Here is a 21,448-nt window from a genome sequence, read left to right on the forward strand (position 1 = left end):
GACACAAGCAATTGAGAAGCTCCTCATGCCTCTCGATGATCAGCAGCCCCCGACTTCCAGTATCCCTTCGCGCTAACTGCGTGCAGAGGTAGCTCTCGCTCTTGAGAGTAATGATGCTTCAGCCTGCGGATAGCCGCAGACTCTCCCGCAATCCAGATGTAGCCAGGCCCTATCGGCAAGGGACGGTGCAGCAACGACTGGCACAGGCTCAGGCCAGGCTCTGGCTGCGCCATGATCCATTGGACGCGCAGATTGGCCGGGCTGTCGATGGGCTGCAGGTCCTCTGGCGAAGGCACTTCGGCATACACCTTGGCATTGATGCCAGCCGGCAGGCGGTTGGCAATACTCTGAATGCCGGGCAGGGCGGTTGCATCGCCTGCCAGCATGACCCACTGTGCATTGCCGGGGAGCAGGAACCCGCCGTTGCGGGGGCCGGCGATTCCCACGTGTTCGCCAATCGAAGCCTGAGATGCCCAAGCAGAGGCAGGGCCGGAGTTGGGTCCTGTTCCGTGCAGAACAAAGTCCAGGTCCAGTGTTCCGGCCTTGAAGTCGATACTTTGGATGGTGTAGGCCCGTCCCTCGCCGGAGGGGAGAAAGACTTTGACCCAGGCAGCTGGCTCATCGATCCCCTCCACCTGAAGAAATTGAGCTATCTCGTCACCACCTACCGTGATTCGCCGCATGTGAGGCGTGATGAAACGAACGGCCTGCACGATTCCCATAGCTCTTGCTGTTCGGGGCTTCAAGTCAATTTCATGCATGACGAACTCCTTGGGATGAGGAGGCCAGCAGCCGCACGGCAACTAGCAGGGAGGCGGAGACCACCACGGCCCCCACGAGATAGACGCTCTCGACGCCCCATGTGCCAGCTACTGCGCCGAGCACCGGGCCTGTGATGCCTAGCGAGATATCGAGAAAGGCCACATAGGCCCCCATCGCCACGCCCCGGCTTTGCGCAGGGGCGCGCCGCACAGCCTCCACGCCAAAACCGGGAAATGCCAACGAATAGCCGAAGCCGGTCAGGGCTGCACCGACATAGGCGACGGCTGGAGCCTGAGCTCCCCAGATCAGCAACTGGCCCAGCGCTTCGATCAACACACAGACCAGAGCCACACGGGCACCACCCAGCTTGTCGGGGAGGTGACCGAAGAAAATACGGGCACCAATGAACGCCAGACCGAAAGCGGTGAATGCCAGGGACGCATTCCCCCAGTCGCGGGCGGCAAACAGCAAGGCAATGAAGGCGGTGATGACTCCGAAGCCTACGCTGCAAAGAGCCAGCCCAGTCCCTGCACCCCAGACAACGCCAAGCACCTTGTAAAACGGCGTACGCCGGGCGGCGGTGGGGGCGACCGATCTCACGTTCGCGACCATGCCCAGTGCAATCAGGGGCAGGAGCACAGCGGCCGCGGAGATGCCAGCAAACCCATGAACGGCATTGACGGCCACCCCGGCAGGAGCGCCGACTGCGTAAGCGCCATACATGGACGTGCCCACCCAGGCCATGACCTTGCCAGCGTTCTGCGGGCCAACGAGCCCGATACCCCAGCTCAAGGCGCCGGTCACGACCAAGCTTTCTCCGCAGCCCAGCAGCACGCGCCCTAGCAGCAGTACCCAGATCGAAGTGACGGGCGAGGCAGGAAATGCCAGAGAGACCAGGTAGGCCACGCCGGAGCACGAGGCGATCAAAAAGCCCGTGAGCACTGCGCGCTTGGCTCCTCGAGTATCGGCAAGGTTGCCGGCCCATGCGCGAGACAGTAACGCCGCCACAAACTGAGCCCCAATAGTTACGCCGACCACCAGCGTGCTCATCCCCAATCCGTCATGCACATGCAGTGGCAGGACCGGCAGCGGCAAGCCAATGGTCAGAAATCCAATAAACACCGCCAGTGTGACTGGTAGCAGCTTGATAAAGACGTTGACTGTGGGTGGCGGAGGGGCCGCCGCCGTCGCCGCCCCATGAGAACGAATGGACATCAATCACTCCAAATATGAGCATTTGCTCGATATATGGAAGAATATGAGCCATTGCTCGCATTGAAAACTCGCATTCGAAACGACTAATGCCGACCTTGCCTCAACCACGAAGAATCCCGCGCCAAAGCCGATCACGAGCTTTGGTTGATGCCATTCTGGAAGCGACGGCTCGCGTTTTGAGCGAACGTGGCTATGCCGGTACCAACACCAATCTGGTTGCCGAGCGCGCCGGGGTCAGCGTTGGCTCCGTGTATCAATACTTCCCCAACAAGGACTCTCTGATCACGGCGCTGCATGAACGGCATGCGGTGGAAATGCATGCCGCCATGGAAACCGTCCTCGCGGGTCCCCAGTCACCGGGCTTACTGGACCAACTGGCCGCTATCGTGCATGCATGGCTGGCCGCACATCTGGTGGCTCCCGAGCTGCACCAGGTGCTGGAGAAGGAGTTTCCGTTCTTTGATGCCCCGTCGGACCAGAGTGCCGCCGATCAAAGCATTCATTGTCGTATTCGGCAGTTGCTGGAAGAGCACCAGGATGAAATCGTCCAAGAAGACCTGGATCTGGCCACCTGGATTGTGCTGCGAACCATGGAATCATTGATCCATGCCGCTGTCATTCCCCCCGGAACGCCTCACCCGATTGAGAAGACCGAGCAAGCCATTGTGGAGATACTGACTTGCTATCTCTGTGGCAGCTCGTGACCAACCACATAAATAGGCTGCCGGGATGCAGCGCAGTCAGTTTTTTGAGCATGTATTGCCCATAGGTAAATAGAGCTGAACCGGGCCACAGTCCACGTGCTTGTGCAAATCTGCGCAATTATTTAAAATGAGATTTATTCTCATTTGATATTTGGTTTCGCGCTGATGTCTGCCCCGGATCTCCCCCTCACCGACGATGTCGCCGTTCTGTATGTCGAGCACAACCGTTGGCTTCAGGGATGGTTGCGCAAGCGGATTGGAGACACATTTACGGCAGCTGATGTTGCGCAGGACACATTTCTAAGCCTACTAGACCGCAAAACAGCAGCAGAGGAGATACGCGAGCCTCGCCCCTTCCTCGCTACTATCGCCAGTCGGCTGCTGACGCACCGGCATCGTCGACAGTTGCTCGAAACCGCTTATCTGGAGGCTCTGGCTTGCCTGCCCGAACAAGTGGCCCCATCCCCAGAGGTGCAACTCATCGCGGTTCAAAGCCTGCAGGAGATCGACCGCGTGCTTGATGGGCTTCCTCCCAAGGTGCGGGAAGCATTCTTGTTGGCGCACCTGGCCGAGCTGAGCTACGCCGATATTGCTGAGAGACTGGGTGTTTCAGCCAGCTCGGTCAAACAATATCTTTCCAGAGCCAACCGCGAATGCCTTTTCGCAATGACATTCTGACGCCATGGCCCCGAGCAGCAACACATTGACTCTGCCCAGTGGCAGGGTGATCAGCCGGGCCACTGCTGATGCGGCTGCCGACTGGCTCACCGTACTGATGTCCGGCGAAGCCGGCGAGGAGCTGCAAAGACAGTGGAGCCAATGGCGTCAGGCGAGTTCCGAGCATGAAGCCGCCTGGCAGCATGTCGAATCCGTCACGGGACGCATGAAATCGCTGGGGCCGAGTCCTGCATATACGGCGCTGTCATCCTATGGCGTGGCTTCATCTGGCCGTCGACGGGCCATACGCATGCTGTTGTGGGGTGGCCTGGTGACGGGCACCGGGCTTCTTGCTTCGCGTACCGACACCTGGCAAGCCAGCCTGGCCGACTACCAAAGCGCTACCGGCGAGCAACGCAACTTTGCCTTGGAGGATGGCACTCAGCTCCTGCTAAACACCGGCAGTGCAGTGAATCTCAGATTCGATGCCAGGGCGCGCCGCATCCTGCTGGTAGCGGGCGAAATCATGGTGGCGACCCGCCATGGACAGGGACTGCCATCAGATCCAAGGCCTTTGCAGGTGGAAACCGCCGAAGGAAGCATCCGCTCGCTGGGCACCCGCTTCACTGTACGGCAGCGCTCCGCAAGCACCGATGTGGCGGTGCAGGAAAGTGCTGTCGAAATAAAGTCCCTGAACGCGTCAGGCGGCACGCGCCTGTTGCGCGCCGGTGAGCAGACGCAATTCAGTCGCGAGGCGATTGAGCCACCCCGTTCTGCCGATGAGCAGGCGCTTGCGTGGACCCGGGGCCAGTTGCTGGCCGACGAGCAGCGCCTCGATGAGTTTCTGGCCGAGCTCGGTCGCTACAGGCAAGGTCTGCTACGGGTGGATCCGCAGGTCGCGGGTCTGCGCCTATCGGGCGTCTTTCCGCTCGCAGACACAGACCGCATCCTTGCCACACTTCCAAGCGTGCTGCCGGTACGCGTGCAATGGCGCACCCGCTATTGGGCAACCGTCGTAGCGGCGGATTGACGCCTCCTGAAATTTTTTTGCGTCTGGACTGCCCGTTTGGCACTGTCGCGGCACTTACCTCATGAGGGACCGGAATTTCCGGAAATCCAATCAAGAGGAACAATATGCCGAATTTGCAACGCCAGCGCCATGCCGAGGGCCTACATCCGTCTCCGATCGCACTAGCCATCCTGACACTGGCCCTGGGCCTTGGTGTCGGGGCGCCGTCTCCAGCGAAAGCACAGGCCGGCTCGCAGGCAGCCAGTGCGGCCAGCGCAGACTTCCAGATACCGGCGGGGCCTCTGGCCCCGGCGCTGCGCCAACTTGCAAGCACGGCCAACATCCTGCTGAGCTTTACCGCCGAGCAAAGCGAAGGCCGGCACACGGCCGGCGTGAACGGCCGCTACACCGTAGCTAGTGCCTTGGACCGGTTGCTGGCAGGGACCGGCCTCCAGGCCGTGCAGCTGAACAACGGCGCCTTTGTGCTTCGACCTGGCAGCACTGCCACCGCGCCCGCATCGGCTGCAGAATCGCCAACAGCCAACACCTTGCCCCAGGTCACGGTGACCGGCTCTGCGGTCGCCGACGCCACCACTGAGGGCTCTCACTCCTACACCACGGGCAGCATGAGCACGGCCACCCGGCTCAACCTGTCCATACGGGATACGCCACAGGCCGTCACCGTCATCACGCATGAGCGCATACAGGACCAAGGCCTGGCGACGGTCAATGATGTGGTGCAGACTGCGCCCGGCCTGACTTTCCGGCGCTTCGGGCCGGAACGAGCCTCCTTCTTTTCGCGCGGCATGTACGTGGACAACATCATGTACGATGGCCTGCCGGTGAGCCTGGACAGCTCCAACCTCTCGCAGGACCTGCTGGCTAGCGATATGGCCATCTACGACCGGGTGGAGATCGTGCGCGGATCCACGGGTCTGACGCAAGGTGCAGGCAATCCCTCAGCCGCCATCAACTTGGTTCGCAAGCGCCCGACCAAAGTGCCGCAAATCTCTGCTGGCTTGAGTGCTGGCAGCTGGAATCGCTACCGGGCGGAGCTCGACGCCTCCGGGCCGCTGTCCGAGGATGGCAGCTTGCGCGGACGCACGGTAATCGCCACGCAGGACCATGGAAGCTACAAGCGCGGCGAAAGCAGCAAAGGCCAGACGCTCTACGGAATCCTGGAGAAGGATCTGGGCGCCGCCACCACTCTGACACTCAGCGCGTTGCATCAGAGGAATCGACTGCAAGGCAATGGTTTCACCGGTCTTCCCGTGGCCCGTGATGGCAGTGACCTGGGGCTGCCGCGGTCCACGTCTTACGCCAATGACTGGGAGCACTGGAGCAAGACCACCAACTCCGCTTTTCTGGGACTGGACCGTCGTTTCGGCAATGACTGGCGCATGCATCTTTCGGCCTATTACGCTCAGGCCGATGTCGACATGCAGGGGCACTACATCAGCCAGAACCTTGCCACTGGCAATTACAGCCAACTGGGGGCCCGCAACGCACACCAGGAAAAGCAAAGCAGCGTCAACCTCTATGCCAACGGGCCCTTCACGCTACTGGGCCGAAAGCACGAGTTGGTACTGGGAGCCAGCTACCGCAACATTGACTTCGACGGAAACAGTCGCCAGGGCCTGGTACTCAACGGCAGCCTTGATCTCTACAACTTCAACCCTGGTGCAGTAGCCAACCCCAACATCGCCTTGCGAGATTGGATGGACGCAAAGATCACTCAGCAAAGCGTGTATGCAACCACCCGTCTGAATCTTGCCGACCGACTGAAGCTCATACTGGGCGGGCGTATGGACTGGTTTGACTACAGCGACACCGTCAACACCTATCCCGGCTTCAGCGCCAACACCGCTTCCGTCAGTGCCCATAACCACTACAGCGTCAGCCATCATTTGACCAAGTACGCTGGCGTGGTCTACGACCTGAGCGAACAGCACGCCCTTTACGCGAGCTATACCGACATCTTCAAGCCTCAGAACTACCGTGATGCAAGCAACAGGCTGCTGGATCCGGTGGTAGGCCGGAACTTCGAAATCGGCATCAAGGGTGAATACTTCGACGGAGCATTGAACGCGTCGGCTGCCGTGTTCCGCATGGACCAGAAAAACCGGGCATTCCGCAGCACCGATCAGACCCAGTGCGCGGACTACCCCACGGTGACCTGCTATTCGGCCGCAGGCGAGGTCCGCAGTCAGGGCGTGGAATTCGAAGTGCAAGGAGCGATCACGCCGAACTGGCAGTTGGGAGCCGGCTACACCGTGGCCATTGCGCGCTATCGCAAGGACGCCACGGCCAGCAATGTGGGCGCATTATTCGATACTGACACGCCACGACACTTGTTCAAGCTGTCCACCATGTACCGTCTGCCCGGCGACTTGCAGGGCTGGCGCATCGGTGGATCCGTCTACCGCCAGGGCCCTATCTACAACAAGGGCACGACCAGCGGCGTGCCCTTCAACATCAGCCAGAACGCCTACGCCGTTGCCGATCTGGTGATCGGCTGGCAGGCCACGCCAAAGCTGGACCTGCGACTGAATATTAATAACATCTTCGACAAGCGGTACTACAACGCGCTGTCCGGCACTGCGAGCTTCCCCAGCAACGTCTATGGCGAGCCGCGCAATGCAATGCTGGCGGCGCGGTACCAATTTTGAGGCGCGAGAGCATGCGTGGAGCGCTAGTCGTGATGCACCGATGGTGCGGCCTGTTTATCGCCGTTTTTCTGTTCATCGCAGGTCTGACTGGCGCAGTGATCGCCTGGGACCATGAACTTGACGAGTGGGCCAATCCCCAGCTGTTTCTGGCTGCGTCCGGGGTCACGGATTCCGCGCTTGAGCCGCTGGAGCTGGCTCGCCTAGCCGAGGCTGAGGATCAGCGTCTGCGTGTCAGTTTTGTGCCGCTGACGCTTGAGCCAGGTCATACCGCGGTGCTGGGGGTGGCGGCGCGCATCGACCCAGCCACCGGAACACCATACAGCCTGGGCTTCAACCAGTTGGCAATGGATCCGGCGACTGGCCGGGCCCAGGGACAACGCCAGTGGGGGCGCATATCGCTGTCGCGCGAGAACCTCTTGCCCTTTCTATACAAGCTGCACTACACCATGCACATTCCCAAAGGCTGGGGCATCGACTTCGGGGTATGGCTCATGGGAGTCGTGTCGGCAGTGTGGATCCTCGACTGTTTTCTGGCTTTGTGGATCTCATTTCCCACTGCGCGGACTTGGCGCAAGTCGCTTAGCTTCCGGTTGCGTCAGGGCGGCGCCAAGCTCAACTTCGATCTTCACCGTTCCGGCGGCGTTTGGGTTTGGGGGCTGCTCTTGATGCTGGCCGTGACATCGGTGTCGCTGAATCTCGGGACTCAGGTGATGCGGCCCCTGGTCTCGATGTTTTCGCCACTCACGCCCTCGCCATTCGAGTCCCGCCATGGCAGCCGTGAGCGGGAGGCTGCAGAGCCGCTGCTGAGCCGAGAGCAGGCCATCGCGCTTGCTGAGGCCGAAGGCCGCCGCCGTGGCTGGGACCTGCCTGCCGGATCCATCTTCTATGCCCAGCGCTTTGGAATTTATGGCGTTGCGTTCTTCACACCGCAGGATGACCGGGATGATGATGGCATGGGCAATGCGATTCTCTACCTGGATGGAAATACGGGTGCAGTCATAGGAGACAAAGTGCCGGGACAAGGTTCTGCGGGCGATGTTTTCATGCAGGCTCAGCTGCCACTGCACTCCGGACGAATTCTGGGAATGCCCGGGCGCGTGCTGATGTCGTTCATGGGCGTATTCGTCGCCGTGCTGAGCGTCACGGGACTGGTGATCTGGGCTCGCAAGCGTCGCGCCCGTGCCACGAGCAAACTGCGTTAGTGAGAATTGTCGATGAAAGAATAGGCATGACATTTGCAGCCCAGACCTACCATGCGCGGCCACGCGCCGGACGGCAGCTTTTGGCCGATACCAGCCAACGAAGAGGTCTAATCACTGTCCAAAGCAAACACCCGCAAGCGTCGCCTGACTGTACAAGTGCGAATGTGTTTGTATCGAGTGCCTGACGGTCTCAGTGAGCTGAACGGAGAATGCCGGTGGGAGTGTGTAAATGGTTGGTCTAGCCTGATATGAACCGTACCTTGAAACTCAGTGGGATGGCACTTGCTGCCCTGGCAGCGTTCCTCCTTGCGACGCGAGGCTGTGCGCGCTGTAGCAGCTACTGGTACGAAGGCTATCTGCCCGAAGCGATCGAGGTGGAAGGGTCAGTGTTTGTGGAGGACAGTGGTGGTGTGAGAGAAGCGTGTGGCGCCGCGATCTACAAGATCGATGCCTCATCACTGCAGCGAATTCGCACGGAAGGGCTCGATGCCATAAGGACGGCCAGACAGGCGAAGCGGCATCAAGCCCGTGAATACGGTGACTGGAAGGAAACACCGTACGTTGAGCCTCAGGCCGAAATCGTTCGCAACGGCTGGCTCACCGGCATGAACGAAGGGTGTTCGGATATCCCTTCCCACATTCAGCGCGACATTGCTGAGGCTATGAGAGAGCCAGGCTCTTTTTATGCAACGGGACATGAATCTGGCTTGCTCCTGATCCCTAAACGTGGGTGGATCATCTTCTCCCACTTTGGATAACGGTGGCCGGCAGCCGCGCTGGGCTGCATGGCAACCGAGTATTGTGCCGCTCATCCGCTACTCCCGACTTTCGTAAGAGGTTCGGCTTTTGGCGTGGATCGTTGAGCGCTGCAGCGCATTCGCCGCAGGTGTGCCTGCGGCGGGCCGAAGGCATCCTGGGCGCCGGCCATGGACGACCGGCACGAGCGTTCAACACGCCCGCGATGCGAAGCAAGAGCCCCTCTACCTGGTCGCCTGCACCTTCGCACCTCGTCGAAGATAGTGGCGCTTGGTCGTCTGCACGGACATGTGTCCCAACTGCTGGGACGCGGCTAGTTCACCACGCATGTCGGCCACATCGTCTGCGGTCTTGGCGCGCAGGTCGTTGAACGAGAAGGCGCGGCTCTGCGCGGCCAGCGCTGCATTGCTTGACCGGTCTGCCTCTTCTGCAGCTGCCGATCGCGCGGTATCAAAAGCCTTGCGCAGCATCTCTTTGGACATGACCCTGCCGTATTGGCTGACCAGCAGATTTGCGCACCAGGTTGTGTGCGACTTCTTGCGTGCCTCGATGCGGTCGAGCAGGGTCTTGAGCTCGCCTTCGAGGTTTAATCGAAGTGGTGCGGCGGTCTTGCTCTGCTTGATTACGAGGTACCCATCAATGATGTCGTGCTCGGTCAGGGAGCGAGTATCGCCAGGGCGCTGGCCAGTCAGATAGGCCAAGTCCATGGCATCCTTCAGGGCTACGTTGCCATGCTCGTAGACTAGGCGATAGACCTGATCGGAGATGTAGACCTCGCGTTTGCCGAGAGAGTGGCCTTCGATGCCGGTGCAAGGGTTCTCTTTTTCCGTCCAGCCCCATGCCCTGGCCATATTGAACATGTGTGAGAACACGCGCTTAAGCCGGTTGGCAGTGGTAGGGGTGTCTTTCGCCCATTGCAGCAGCAGATAGATGTGCTTGGGCTTGATGGCATTCAATGGCGCAGGTGTTGGGTTGCAGAAGAAGGTGCGCAGCTTCTTCAGATCACCCGATTGGGTGGCCTGCGTGGACTTGACTTTGAGTGGGATGACCTCTGCCTCATATTTGTCCGCCAGCTCTGCGAAATTTTCAGAAACGGGGCGGGCTGACATGGCCGAAAGCTCAAGCCATTTCTGCACGGCGCCCCTGTAATCGTTGCCAAGCGGGATCTCCTTGCGAGGCTTGGCGCCGGTGTCGAAGTAGTAGTAGGTTTTGCCGGACTTCTGTTTGCGAGCTCGAAAGTTGGGCATTGCTTTAACCAGGGCTAAACGCAGGCTCCCAAGTGGGGGCGCTGTCCTCTTGAATGGCTTGGCCTTCAATGGAATGACGGGTCACGATAGGCCGGCCCACAGCGTTGAGGTAAAACGGAATCTTCATGGCGCGCAGGGCTGCTGCCTGAAGCATTTCACGGGTCTTGCCCACCTTGCCGCGTGCAATTCCAGTTAGTTCCCTGACTTCATCTGGAGTTAAGAACGTGCTCATGAACATTAAGTCCATAAAAAAGCCCCGCACTAGGCGGGGCTTGGGGTGGTTGATAGGTTCGCGCCATCTGTCGAGGGCTCGCTTGCTCATCCCTGCTGCGCTCCTTCCATGGGGGCTGCCATCATGCACAGTAGGCGCTGACGTTGAACGTCCCAGACCCGATACCGTCACCGTCCCTCCGTCCATGAGGGGGTGTGTTATCGCAGTGGTGAAGCTGGTAAGCGTTCCTCGTTCTTGACCATTTGCCAATTCTGCTTCGCTGCATTTTTGGATGTAGCTCACTTGGGACAGGCTTGCAGGGGCCTATCTTACTGTTCGATTGGGAAGTTTAGAGTAACTTGACCCCATGAATGATCAAGAAAGCTCTAAGAAGCACACACCATTGCCTGGCAAGCCATCGCTCTTTCCTCGGAAGGGCATATTGATTGTGCTGGCCTTGCTGCTTTGTGTAGCTGTTTTCGCAATGTTCGCCCCTTGGTGAGCTGCTGCTCACTAGAGGAGCGGCTAAGCAGCGAGCCAGTCTACAGACTGGGGATCCTTCTATTCAGCAGGACGATCTGGGGTATAGCAATAGCTCCATCAGGTCTGCCTTGCCTGCCACAGTGATAAGTCCAGCTGCCGCGAGTGCGCGAACAAAGCCGAACCCGTGCTGACGAGCGTTTTCCAGCTGTATGGCCGATTCCGGTTTCTTGTCATAGGCTGCGCGAACCCTGTCAACGATGATTTTCCAATCAGCGTGAAGGTTGGTTGGCAGCCGCTCGCAGCGATATGTCTGCGCGGATTGTGAAGCGTTGCTCGCCATGTCTGCTCATTCATGAAGATGTCACAGCTTACGAACATCCATATCTGGCGCACTCTCCACCTAATGAGAAATCCCCGATGCTGGCGGTTTACCTCGTTACAGGATGTGAACGCCAGGAATGCTTGATAGGACTCAGCTTATGTCGCTCATGAGCACTAACTTAACCTATCAAATTCACTTATTGACACTTTTTAACTGTCGGGATGGGAACTATTTCGGTCTAAGCTGTTCTTTCGTCAACTTTTACAGGAGGACAGCAATGGGGTACCGAGCGGACTCCCTTTCCGCTGCTGAATGGGAAGGGATAACTGAAGAGCAGAGGCGCAGTCTCAAGATCGCGTATCTGATGGGGGCAAACGACGCGCTAAAGATCTGCGAAGGAAATATTGGCGAGGACATCCGGACTGCCGAGCTCACCGAGGACCTTATCGGCTCGATGGATCGGCGACTGGGATTCATGCTAAGTGAAGCTCCTGTCAAAAAGCTTAAGCTTGTCAGTAAGGCTAAGTGAACAAGCGCGCGAGACATCACCCACCAATCTCGCCTTGAATTGACCGTGCATACGCCACCTTGCAGGGTGGCGTTCTTGCAGCTCGATCGCGTCGGGTCTGACCGCTAGAGCCGACTCATCATTCGATGTCACAAGTGCGCAGCAGCTTTAGTTTGGTGTTGGCAGTGCAGGTATCGATATGCGAGTTCTACTGGCAGCCGATACTATTCGCTGGGTATAGACAACGCCCGCAACGTGCACCTTATCATGCCCGGCTTTCTTGGCTTGGTACAGAAGCCGATCTGCGGCTTGTTCAAGCTGAGATGGATTGTTAACTGGCGCAATCCCAAAGCTAATGGTCAATGTTGCTCCGTCAGGAAGCACGGTATTTTTCTTGGCAAGATCTCGCTGTATTCGCTGGGCAATTCGCTCCGCTGTCTCTAAAGAAATATCGGACAAGAGCATTAAAAACTCTTCGCCACCGAAACGGGCTACCAGATCGCCTCCACGAACATTGTTTTTCATCGTTGTGGCCGCCTCGTTCGTGCCCCCATGTATCGTTGACTCGTTTGAAATGGTCTATGTCCCCGACGATCACTGCCATTGGGTAGAGCCTCTTGTCGGCAAAAGCTTTTGCGCATAATCCTGAAAAGATCGCCCGCCGGGTATTGGGCAGAAGCGCAAACCCATATTAAAGCCTCGGCGATCCCCAGCATGCTGGAGGAGTGCGAGATACGTGCGGTTCACGAAATGAAGGATCTCGTTGCGATGGGCGCCGCTCAAATTGAGCTGACGCCTCTTCGCTAAGCTTTGAGACCCCCAACTATGTCCGCTTTGGAGCCGCGACCAGTCCTGGGTCATTGGCGGCTAACGGCCAGAAGCTGTCGACCGGTAGGAAACCCTGAACGGCAGGTCTAAGCTGTTAGCGGTCTGTCGCCGAACAGCCGACTTGATGGGCAGCGCCACAAACCTGAGGTATCCGTTAGCGGCCGTTCGCGTCAGCCAGCACTCGACCCGTTGTTGTCGTTCGCGCCTCTAGGCCCAATGTCTGCTGCCGACGTAAGCGGTCGTTCCCTGACACCAGATTCTGTGCGTCAACGCTAAAGGGCTGAGTTTCCCGCCAGCGGTAGTTCGCGTCGACGAGCAAACGCCCCATAGCTTCCAGTAATGGCCGTATTTGAGGCTTCGACCAGAACTAGGCCGCGATCCACGACGCGATGATCATGATTGCCCCAAGCCAGGCTCACGACCCGACACATACGGCGGTCGCGAGCTGGGTGGCCCAGGTACTGACCTGATGTGTAGGGCGAAAGGAAGCATTCGGGGTGTTTTATATCTAGGGTGATCAGGCAATCATCAAGGGAGGCCACTTGTGCGTCTCTGCCTGGCAAGAGCGGCACCATGCATAGAGCGCGTCGTACATCACGAGCCCATGCTTGAGCATCTCGTGGTCGTCGCCAAAGTTGTGCGACAAGCCCAGCGACAGCGCGTAGAGCCCTGCGGATTGCTGCGTCAGATCCAGCCTCGATGTATCGGCCCCGCGCACGATGGCGGCCAACTGGCGTAGCGCTGGGTCATCCAGACCGTACTTCGCCAGAAAGGCATCGAAGCTACACAGCTCGCCCACATGGCTCAGTTCGACATTTGGGATATCGTAGGGTATGGCGCCGATAGCATTGGCTGTGCTCAACACCTCACTGGCTGGCACATATAGGAACTCGGGTTCTTTGTCGATGAAGCGCGCAATCAGCCAGGGACAGGCGATGCGATCGATCTTCGGGCGTTCTCGGGTGATCCATTGCATGGTGCTACTCCTTTGCTTTTGGCGTAATGCTTGATAGGCTCTTAACCGTGTGCGACGAATGGATGCACAACTAGGCCAATGAGCGCTGCCGCAAACACAATCACAGGCTCAGGGAGCTTCTTGAAGCGCCACAAGATGGCTGCGGTTGCGATGGCCAGCGCAGCAGTGATCCAGTCGGAAATGGAGCGCTGTCCAATGACGACCACCGCACCTGCGATGGAGCCGATGGCTGCGGCCGTAACACCATCGACGAAGGCGATGACATCTGGGCGCTTGCCGTATTTTTTGAAGTACGGGGCAGGGATCACCGTGAACAGGTAGCAGGGGACAAAGGTCGCTGCGGCAGCCGCTACGGCCCCCCAGAAGCCCGTGACCAGGTAGCCGATGAAACCGGTAGTGATCACCACCGGACCCGGCGTGATCATGGCCACCGCCACTGCATCCACGAACTGCTGATCGCTCAGCCAGCCGTATTCCTTGACGACGCCACCGTAGAGGAAGGGAACAATGGCCAAGCCACTTCCGAAAACGAAGCTACCAGCATAGGCAAAGTACAGGCCGATCTGCTTAAGCTTGGTCCAGTCGATAGTGCTGGTTGCGAACATCCCGAGCAAAGGTGCGGCAACGCTGTTGAGGCCGCTTCTACGCGTCAGCCATGCAGGTGGTGCACGCAAGAACCAGACTAATACACCCGCACCGAGGAACAGCCAGACCTCTTCGGACTTGGTGATCACGGTGACAGCTGCACTCACCAGAAAGATAGGCCACAGCAGCTTGTCCTTACCGATGCTCTTGCTCGTGAGCTTGTAGGCGCTCATGGCGATGATGCCGATCACCGCAGCGCCCACGCCGTAGAACACCGATTGCATCCAGCCGATGCCGCCGTAAGCCACATAGGCAGCGCCAAGCGCCACGACCATGAAGAAGGACGGCAGCACAAAGGCAATCCCCACTAGAGAGGCCCCAAGGAAGCGGTAGTGGACATAGCCCAGATAGATCGCCAACTGTGCGGCCAGCGGTCCTGGCATCAACTGAGCGAGGGCCAAGCCTTCCTTGTAATCGGCATCGGTAATCCAATGCCGCTTTTCCACCAGGTCGCGGTACATATAGCCAGCCAGGGCCACGGGGCCTCCAAAGCCCCAGGTGCCCAGGGCCAGCATGTAGCGCACGAGCTGCCAGAGTGTGTAGCCAGGGGTACCTGCAGGGCTGGAGTCGCTCACTGCCGGTGTATTCAGGTCGTTCATATTCGTCTCTGAAATGCTGAAGGATTACGGCTTGCGTGGACTGGAGAAATGCGCGTGCAGCGAGTCCAGCACACCGCCAATGTCTGCAAAGAGTGAGTCGTCGTCGGGCCAGCGCCTACGGGCACCGGCCAGCACGGCCTCGAAGCCCGCTGCCTCAGCCGTTGATGTACCTCCCACATCGAGCGCGTGCACCATTGAGCCAAGCTGCGCCAGGCCCCGGTCGCCGTCCAGACCAAAGCTCGCCAACAGGACCTCGAAGGTCACCCGGTCGCCAACGTGGGAAAAGGTCGCGCCGTCGAAGTCGAAGCCCAGGGCGTCGGGTGGGCAGTTGGCGGGGGTATCCAGCCATTGGAAGCGCGCATGCGGATCGATGAAGCGTTGGATCAGCCAGGCGCTGGCGACGCGGTCTACCCAGAGATGACGGCGCGTGGCCCAGAGACGTCCCTGGTACTGCATGCGGTCGCGCCGGGGAATGCGGCCGGTCGTCGCCTGCGGCTCGCCAGGTGAGCGTATGGCATAGATAGCATTGCTGAAGTCCCGCCATTGGGCTTCAGCGCGTATCGAGGTCTCACCGGGAAAGAAATCGATCTTGCGAATGGCGTCATAGGCGCGTGCTTGCCGACGCTGCACACGGTTGAGTTCAGCCGATCCGAGGCTGGACAGCGTCTTGCGCACTTCGGCCAGGTCTTGCAACCATTGGCTGTAGTCTTCTGTGCGGTCAAACAGCCCCTGGTAGATGGCTTTCTCGGCCATATCTTGGGCTCGAACATGGAGCAGCCAGGCCTGTCCCCCTTCCTGCAAGGCCTCGTCTGCCAAGGCTTGCAGTTGCGAGGCTTGCTCCGCCTTTGAGGGCAACAGGTAGGCGCCATCGCGCAGGGCTGCACAGCCCAACGCTTTGACGGCACGCCAGATCCGCATGCGTGGCGTCGCGCTAGAGGCTGGGAGGCTGACGATCAAAGCCAGCCAGGAGTCCGAAGTGAGAGTCATGGCGGAAGCATAGGATCCTGTCATGACTACTGCAATGCTGTAGTGATCTCTACAGATAAGATGCTACAGGCTTCAAGAAATGAACCGCTGTACAAGCAAACTTTGACAGCGGCGAGGTCCTCCGTGCAATCTTAGAGATGCTGATATGCACTTACTTGGAGCCCGATGCAAACGAGTCCAGCGGCAGGTCTGTGGTGTGGAGCGAAAATGAAGTTTGAACTGCCCCAGGATTCAGGAAAACCTCAAGGGTGAGTTCAAACCCCGGGGCGACTCAGTCCTTGGTCAGCAGGGCGTGAGCGCCACTTTTATGCCGCCTGCTGTGTGGCAGTCCAACGGCTCCCTATGCGGTAGGTGATCACGGCGGCCGTAGCGACGATACCAAGCGAGACAAAAGCAGTGCTGTAGCCGAAATACTGAGCGATAACACCAGCGAAGGCGGGACTTAGGGCGGCACCAACCCCTTGGATTGTCATCACCGCGCCAAGGCCTGCATTAATGTGTCCCGTACCTCGCAAGATACTTGAGACCAGGCCGGGCAAGGCGACACCGAGTAGGCCTGCTCCAATGCCATCGAGAAACTGCACAGGGATCACTGCCCACGGAGATTCCCAGAAACCGGCCACAATTCCTCGTACAGGGAGCACCACCAGCGCCGCCATAATCAGGGGGCGATATCCATGGTGGTTTGCAAATTTTCCTGCCCATAGAGCCATGGGGATCATGACCAGTTGTGCAACGATTACGGTCGAGGCTGTAAATGCGCTGGGCTCTACTGCTGCGCGTGTGACCATAGACTGCGCAAACAACGGCAGCATGGCTGCATTGCCTAGGTGAAACAGCAGCATGGTTGCAGCAAGCAGGCCGAGTTCACGAGAATGTGCCAAGGCCTGAAGCGTGGAAGTCGGGGCGCATTGGGTTCCACCTAAAGCAGATTTCGGATCAAGGCCTCGTGCTCGCTCGTTATCAATATCTTGAGGACGAATGTTGCGCAGGCATAGCAGGGATGCACAGGCCATCAGCGTCATCAGAACCAGCACCGCCGAAATGCCCCAGCGATAGCCGGCAATGCCGGCCAGGGTCGCTGCCACCATATTGCCGGCGTGGTTCCAGGCTTCGTTGCTACCCAGCTGTTTAGACAAATGCCTTGGATCTACGAGGCCCAAGGTGATGCCCATGACACAGGCTCCCAGCAAGGCTCCGACCACCCCGGTCACCAACTGGGAAACAAGCACGACGCTAAATGACGGCGAGTTCCATAGCGCCAAGCTGGCCAGAGTGAGCGCCAGTATGCCCAGGGTGAGCAACAGGCGCTTGTGGCGCGAGGCATCCACCCATGCTCCCATGGGTGCGGTCGCCAACATGCCAGCGATGCCGCCGGCCGTCATGACATAGCCGATGTCGTCGGCACGCCATCCTTGCCCAAGCAGAAGTACACCCAGAAACGGGCCCAGGCCATCGCGCACATCAGCGAGGAAAAAGTTAAGACCGGACAGCGGGCGGCGCGAGGCAGCAGGGACTGGTGTTAGGTGAGGCTTTTCCATCTGCCTTCTCTTAGTGCAAAGGGCCTTTGAAGACGAAGAAAGCACCCAGGCAGATGAAGCCGAAACCCAGCAGGTGGTTGAGCGTCAGCTTCTCCCCCAGATAGACGACGGAGAAAACTGCGAAGACCACCAGGGTGATGACCTCCTGCATCGTCTTGAGTTCGGCAGCGCTGTACAGGGTGTGGCCAATGCGGTTTGCTGGCACGGCAAAGCAATATTCAGCCAAGGCGATCATCCAGCTCACGAGAATCACCAGATACAAAGGGCGATCTCCAAATTTGAGATGGCCGTACCAAGCCACGGTCATGAACGCGTTGGAAATAAAGAGCAGGATGACGGGCAGTATTTTTGGAGACATGGGAGTGTTCCGTGGGAGCAAACAGTGCAGTCAAGGCTGGTGCAACAGGGTGTCGCACCAGCCCGCCAGATTTCGCAGCCGCTGTTTACTGGGCGCGGTCGTAAAGCGGTTGCAGGGCTGCCAATGTGGTGCCCATGCTTATGGCTTCCAGCGAGGTTCCGAACTCATTGCGAGTACCCATCCCCGACGCAGCGAAAGCGGCCCCAGGTTGAACGGAAATACGCAGGCTCTCGGGAGGGAAGCGAACAATGCTGCCGTCGCTGAGGATGACGCCATTTGCCTCACCGCGCGGACCCGTGAGCACGGCGTCTACGCGACCCTCGACCTGTTGAGTCTGCAGACGTTGAGCGCGCAGATGTGGGGGTAAGGCCCGTCCTTCGCCTACAGCAGGGGGCTGCTCATAGACTGTCCGTCCACTGGCTGTCTGTATGATGGCTTCGGCTTGCGCCGTGCCTCGGGTTTGCGCCTTACCAATGACGCGCACAGCATCCCCGACCTTGACGGCAGCCAGCAGCGCCTCGGCCATGTGCGGCGGGAACTTGACGATGCTGCCGTCCTTCAGGCGCAGCCCGTCGACTTCGCCATAGGGATTGATGAGCATCCTCTGCACCTGGCCTTCCACGACGTACTGCCCTGCAGGAGCCGGGCGGGTAGGCATGGGAGGGTGTTGCGGAGCAGGGTCATGGGGCTGGGCTTGCACGCTGAGGTTGCACAGGCCGAAAGCCAGCACGGCAGACAGGGCGGTAAAGGACTTGGACATCAATAGTCTCCTGGGTTGAGTGAAAAACACTTCCAAGAAGACGCAATGACCGTGCCTGCGAAGATCCCCAATCGAATCAAGGGCTTGTGATTTGCGACAGACCCGAGTTGTCCGCTGCGGTGACGCGTGGTGTCACAAAAACGGACACTGCTTGCCTTGTCGTGGACTAGTCCAGACCGTGTTCGGTCAACTTGCGATACAGCTGCTGGCGCGACAGTCCCAGTCGTCTGGCGGCTTCTGCACGGTTGCCCGTAGTCGCAGCGAGGGATCGGCTGATCATTTCTCGTTCGACGCGCGCCACCGCCTGGTCCAGAGGGCCGTTCCAGTCTATGTCCAGCCCAGGAGTGACGGGCGCGGCGGGTATTTGCAAGCCGATATGCTCGACCTCAATCACGGGGCCATGGCTAAGCAGCCCCGCTCTCTCCATGGCGTTGCGCAATTCGCGCACATTGCCCGGCCATGGATGGGCCAGCAACAATCTTGCCGCTGCAGCGCTCAGGCGCTTGGGCGAGTCGCCGCCCTGCAGTCGTAAGAAGTGCTCGGCAAGCAGCACCACGTCGCCGAGCCGCTCGCGCAGCGGAGGAAGCCACAGAGGTACCACCTGCAGGCGATACCAGAGGTCTTCACGAAACCGCCCTTGCTTGACGGCCGTGGGCAGATCCTGGTGGGTGGCCGCAACTACACGCACGTTCACGGAGTGCACCCGGTTGCTGCCGACCGGCGTCACCTCGCGCTCTTGCAGTACCCGCAGGATCTTGGCCTGGGTGGACAGCGGCATGTCACCGATCTCGTCGAGAAACAAGGTGCCGCCATCCGCTTCGCGAAAGCGTCCCATGCGTTCATTGACGGCGCCCGTGAATGCGCCTTTGACATGGCCAAACAGCTCGCTTTCCATCAGCTCAGCCGGAATTGCCGCGCAGTTCACGGCCACAAAAGGTCTACTGGCTCTGGCACTATTGCGATGCAGGGCTCGAGCCACCAGCTCCTTGCCGGTTCCTGTTTCGCCAAGAATCAGGACAGTGGCATCGCTGTCGGCGGCAAGCCCTATGCGTTTGAAGACCTGACGCATTGCCTCACTGCTGCTGATAAGCTCACTGCCGTCGGCGTGCACATCGGCATCGGCGGATTCTGCCGTCCCCTGGGCCTGTGGGGAGACGGGCGCCCTGTCTCGCAAGGCACGCTCCAGCGTTTCAACCAGGCTGGCACGTCCAACAGGCTTGGTCAGGTGATCGAATGCGCCCAGACGCATGGCCTCTATGGTGTTGCCACCACTGGCATAGGCGGTGAGCATGATGCAGGGCACGCGCGAGATACCGGCTGCTCTGCGCAGAAACGACAGGCCGTCCTCACCGGGCATGCGTAGGTCAACGATCACTGCATCTGCCGCTTCTGTGCGCAGCCTATGCAGACCGCCATCGGTGGTTTCGGCCTCCAGCACGCAATGGCCCAGATCCTCGAGCATTTCAGCAAGACTGCCACGAAACGCGACATCATCATCAACAATCAGGATGCGGGCCATGGCAGCTCCATCTCTATACGAGTTCCTTTGAGTGCGGCCGCCAATGCGACCTGCCCACCGTGTCCCTGCACGATCTCGCGCACCAGCGCCAGTCCAAGGCCCGTGCCGCCGGCGCGAGTCGTGGCAAACGGTTCAAACAGCGTGTCGCGCAGGGAGGGCGGGATGCCGCTGCCGTCGTCGGCCACCCAGAGCAGCAAATCGCCTGCAGGCGTGCGGCTCGCTCCAAGCTCGATCGAGCCATGAGGCCCGGTATGTGCCAGCGCGTTGAGCAGCAAGTTGTCATAGACCCGTGACATCTGTGAGGGATCAAAAAAAGCAAGTCCCTGTGCACTGGCAAGCAGCTCGGGCGACAGCGCCACGACAAGCTGTTTGCCTTGCTGTAAGGCGGCATCGGCGTGGGCATTGCATCGCTGCTGAAGCCATTCACGCAGATCAACCTCCTGGCGCTCCACGCGAAGTGGCTGGGTCAAGGCCAGCAGGCTGGAGACCAAGGCTTCGAGGCGTTCCGTTTGTGATAGCACGACTTGCAGTGCACTCTCGGCGCGCATACTGCGCAGTTCTGTGGGAGCAGCCAATGCGTTCTCCGCCTTCATGCGCATGGTGCCCAGAGGATTGCGGATCTCATGGGCCAGTCCTGCCGAAACCCGGCCCAGAGTGGCCAGACGTTCGGACTGAGCCAGTTGCTTTCTAAGGTCTGCAGACTGGCGCTGCCATCGCGAAATCATCCAGCCCAACCAAGCCCCCGATACCACGACCAGTGCCAGCAGCAGGCTGACCGCAAGAATCAGCGTATTGACGGTCTCTGCAGCCATGATCGGCACGCGCATCAACGTCCACGCGACCAGGCGCTTGTCGTCCAGAGCTACTGGGCAGGCGGCGAATGCGACGGCTTCGCGCAGGCCGGGGCGTACATCGGTCACCAGGCCGCCAGCGTCCTGGGCACGCTGTGCCGTGGATGCAATACGCTCGAGCTCGGCACTGGGCGGATCGCGCTTGATTCCTGTGCCGTCATAGGTTGGAAAGGCGTATGCGACGACTCCGGCATCGGCTCGCCAGAATCCCCCCTCCATACCTGGCTGATCCCGCAGTGCGAGATCGAGTACCGCCTGGGCGATTGCCGGAGCAAGGGTGTGCGAGTGCTCGGCAGGCAGGCGCTGCGTGCCTGTCTGTAGAGCCCTGCAACTCGTCGAGGTCAGGCGCTGTGCATGCGCGATCTGAGGGCCTGCACTTTGTCTGCTTAATATGAGCAGTAGCCAACCGAGCAAGAGGGCGACTACTGCAATGCACAGCCAGAGGATCAGCAAGTCACGTCGGACGGGGGCGGGGAGCGACAGGGCGGACTCCATGGGTGTGAGGCTTGAGAAGGGCATGAAGTATGGGCTTGAAGCCGCCTTCAGCATGTCTCCGAATCATATCTGGGCGCATCCAGCTGATCTTGAGACGCTTGTGTGTGAGGTTGCAGTCACCAAGAAAACGCTCACCCAAACAAA

General features: G+C 59.4%; 19 protein-coding genes and 1 pseudogene. 6 read left to right on the top strand and 14 right to left on the bottom strand.

Features of this window, described 5'->3' with window-relative positions; translation table 11 throughout:
* Positions 1-23 precede the first annotated feature (23 nt).
* Positions 24-761 carry a siderophore-interacting protein gene (locus DJFAAGMI_RS05625; protein ID WP_211456262.1) on the bottom strand — a complete coding sequence of 246 codons (738 nt, stop codon included), beginning with the start codon at positions 759-761 and terminating at the stop codon, positions 24-26.
* Entirely contained in the window at positions 754-1,977 is a 1,224-nt protein-coding gene (locus DJFAAGMI_RS05630; RefSeq protein WP_211456263.1) for an arabinose transporter, read from the bottom strand. Before DJFAAGMI_RS05630 ends, DJFAAGMI_RS05625 begins: the two co-directional genes overlap by 8 nt.
* A gap of 86 nt (positions 1,978-2,063) precedes the next feature.
* Here DJFAAGMI_RS05630 and DJFAAGMI_RS05635 point away from each other — a divergent pair, with 86 nt between their 5' ends.
* The 6 genes from DJFAAGMI_RS05635 (at position 2,064) to DJFAAGMI_RS05660 (ending at position 8,976) form a co-directional block, all read left to right on the top strand.
* Positions 2,064-2,681, top strand: a complete 618-nt coding sequence (locus tag DJFAAGMI_RS05635; protein ID WP_283245725.1) for a TetR/AcrR family transcriptional regulator — start codon at positions 2,064-2,066, stop codon at positions 2,679-2,681.
* Between the two features lie 165 nt (positions 2,682-2,846).
* Entirely contained in the window at positions 2,847-3,359 is a 513-nt protein-coding gene (locus DJFAAGMI_RS05640; RefSeq protein WP_211456264.1) for a sigma-70 family RNA polymerase sigma factor, read from the top strand.
* Between the two features lie 4 nt (positions 3,360-3,363).
* Positions 3,364-4,368 carry a FecR domain-containing protein gene (locus tag DJFAAGMI_RS05645; RefSeq protein WP_211456265.1) on the top strand — a complete coding sequence of 335 codons (1,005 nt, stop codon included), beginning with the start codon at positions 3,364-3,366 and terminating at the stop codon, positions 4,366-4,368.
* A gap of 104 nt (positions 4,369-4,472) precedes the next feature.
* Positions 4,473-7,016 (top strand): TonB-dependent siderophore receptor, encoded by a 2,544-nt coding sequence (locus DJFAAGMI_RS05650; RefSeq protein WP_211456266.1) that lies wholly within the window; start codon positions 4,473-4,475, stop codon positions 7,014-7,016.
* An 11-nt stretch (positions 7,017-7,027) separates the two neighbouring features.
* Entirely contained in the window at positions 7,028-8,218 is a 1,191-nt protein-coding gene (locus DJFAAGMI_RS05655; protein WP_211456267.1) for a PepSY-associated TM helix domain-containing protein, read from the top strand.
* A 248-nt stretch (positions 8,219-8,466) separates the two neighbouring features.
* Positions 8,467-8,976, top strand: coding sequence for a hypothetical protein (locus DJFAAGMI_RS05660; RefSeq protein WP_249333830.1), 510 nt, complete (start codon positions 8,467-8,469; stop codon positions 8,974-8,976).
* Between the two features lie 222 nt (positions 8,977-9,198).
* Here DJFAAGMI_RS05660 and DJFAAGMI_RS05665 read toward each other — a convergent pair whose 3' ends face one another.
* The 12 genes and pseudogenes from DJFAAGMI_RS05665 to DJFAAGMI_RS05720 form a co-directional block, all read right to left on the bottom strand.
* Positions 9,199-10,290, bottom strand: coding sequence for a tyrosine-type recombinase/integrase (locus DJFAAGMI_RS05665; protein WP_249333832.1), 1,092 nt, complete (start codon positions 10,288-10,290; stop codon positions 9,199-9,201).
* The gene (locus DJFAAGMI_RS05670) at positions 10,226-10,543 is read right to left on the bottom strand and encodes a DUF4224 domain-containing protein (RefSeq protein ID WP_249333834.1); all 318 of its coding nucleotides are present in this window, start codon (positions 10,541-10,543) and stop codon (positions 10,226-10,228) included. The genes DJFAAGMI_RS05665 and DJFAAGMI_RS05670 overlap by 65 nt, the downstream gene beginning before the upstream one ends.
* Positions 10,544-10,997: 454 nt before the next feature.
* Complete coding sequence (locus tag DJFAAGMI_RS05675; RefSeq protein ID WP_211456268.1) at positions 10,998-11,255, bottom strand: hypothetical protein; 258 nt, start codon at positions 11,253-11,255, stop codon at positions 10,998-11,000.
* A 658-nt stretch (positions 11,256-11,913) separates the two neighbouring features.
* A pseudogene (locus DJFAAGMI_RS24995) lies at positions 11,914-12,349 on the bottom strand (GGDEF domain-containing protein).
* A gap of 741 nt (positions 12,350-13,090) precedes the next feature.
* Positions 13,091-13,549, bottom strand: a complete 459-nt coding sequence (locus DJFAAGMI_RS05685; protein WP_211456269.1) for a chromate resistance protein ChrB domain-containing protein — start codon at positions 13,547-13,549, stop codon at positions 13,091-13,093.
* 41 nt (positions 13,550-13,590) lie between these two features.
* Positions 13,591-14,793, bottom strand: a complete 1,203-nt coding sequence (locus DJFAAGMI_RS05690; protein WP_211456270.1) for a chromate transporter — start codon at positions 14,791-14,793, stop codon at positions 13,591-13,593.
* A 24-nt stretch (positions 14,794-14,817) separates the two neighbouring features.
* Positions 14,818-15,780: a chromate resistance protein ChrB domain-containing protein gene (locus DJFAAGMI_RS05695; RefSeq protein WP_211456749.1), complete on the bottom strand. Its 963-nt coding sequence runs from the start codon at positions 15,778-15,780 to the stop codon at positions 14,818-14,820.
* A gap of 305 nt (positions 15,781-16,085) precedes the next feature.
* The gene (locus DJFAAGMI_RS05700) at positions 16,086-17,321 is read right to left on the bottom strand and encodes an MFS transporter (RefSeq protein ID WP_211456271.1); all 1,236 of its coding nucleotides are present in this window, start codon (positions 17,319-17,321) and stop codon (positions 16,086-16,088) included.
* A gap of 10 nt (positions 17,322-17,331) precedes the next feature.
* Complete coding sequence (locus DJFAAGMI_RS05705; protein WP_211456272.1) at positions 17,332-17,679, bottom strand: DMT family protein; 348 nt, start codon at positions 17,677-17,679, stop codon at positions 17,332-17,334.
* 85 nt (positions 17,680-17,764) lie between these two features.
* Entirely contained in the window at positions 17,765-18,439 is a 675-nt protein-coding gene (locus tag DJFAAGMI_RS05710; RefSeq protein WP_211456273.1) for a hypothetical protein, read from the bottom strand.
* 166 nt (positions 18,440-18,605) lie between these two features.
* Complete coding sequence (locus tag DJFAAGMI_RS05715) at positions 18,606-19,958, bottom strand: sigma-54-dependent transcriptional regulator (RefSeq protein WP_211456274.1); 1,353 nt, start codon at positions 19,956-19,958, stop codon at positions 18,606-18,608.
* Complete coding sequence (locus DJFAAGMI_RS05720) at positions 19,943-21,028, bottom strand: sensor histidine kinase (RefSeq protein ID WP_249333835.1); 1,086 nt, start codon at positions 21,026-21,028, stop codon at positions 19,943-19,945. The genes DJFAAGMI_RS05715 and DJFAAGMI_RS05720 overlap by 16 nt, the downstream gene beginning before the upstream one ends.
* Between the last annotated feature and the right edge of the window lie 420 nt (positions 21,029-21,448).

Origin of the sequence: Comamonas brasiliensis (assembly GCF_018292285.1) — a bacterium.
GTDB classification, from domain to species: domain Bacteria; phylum Pseudomonadota; class Gammaproteobacteria; order Burkholderiales; family Burkholderiaceae_C; genus Comamonas; species Comamonas brasiliensis.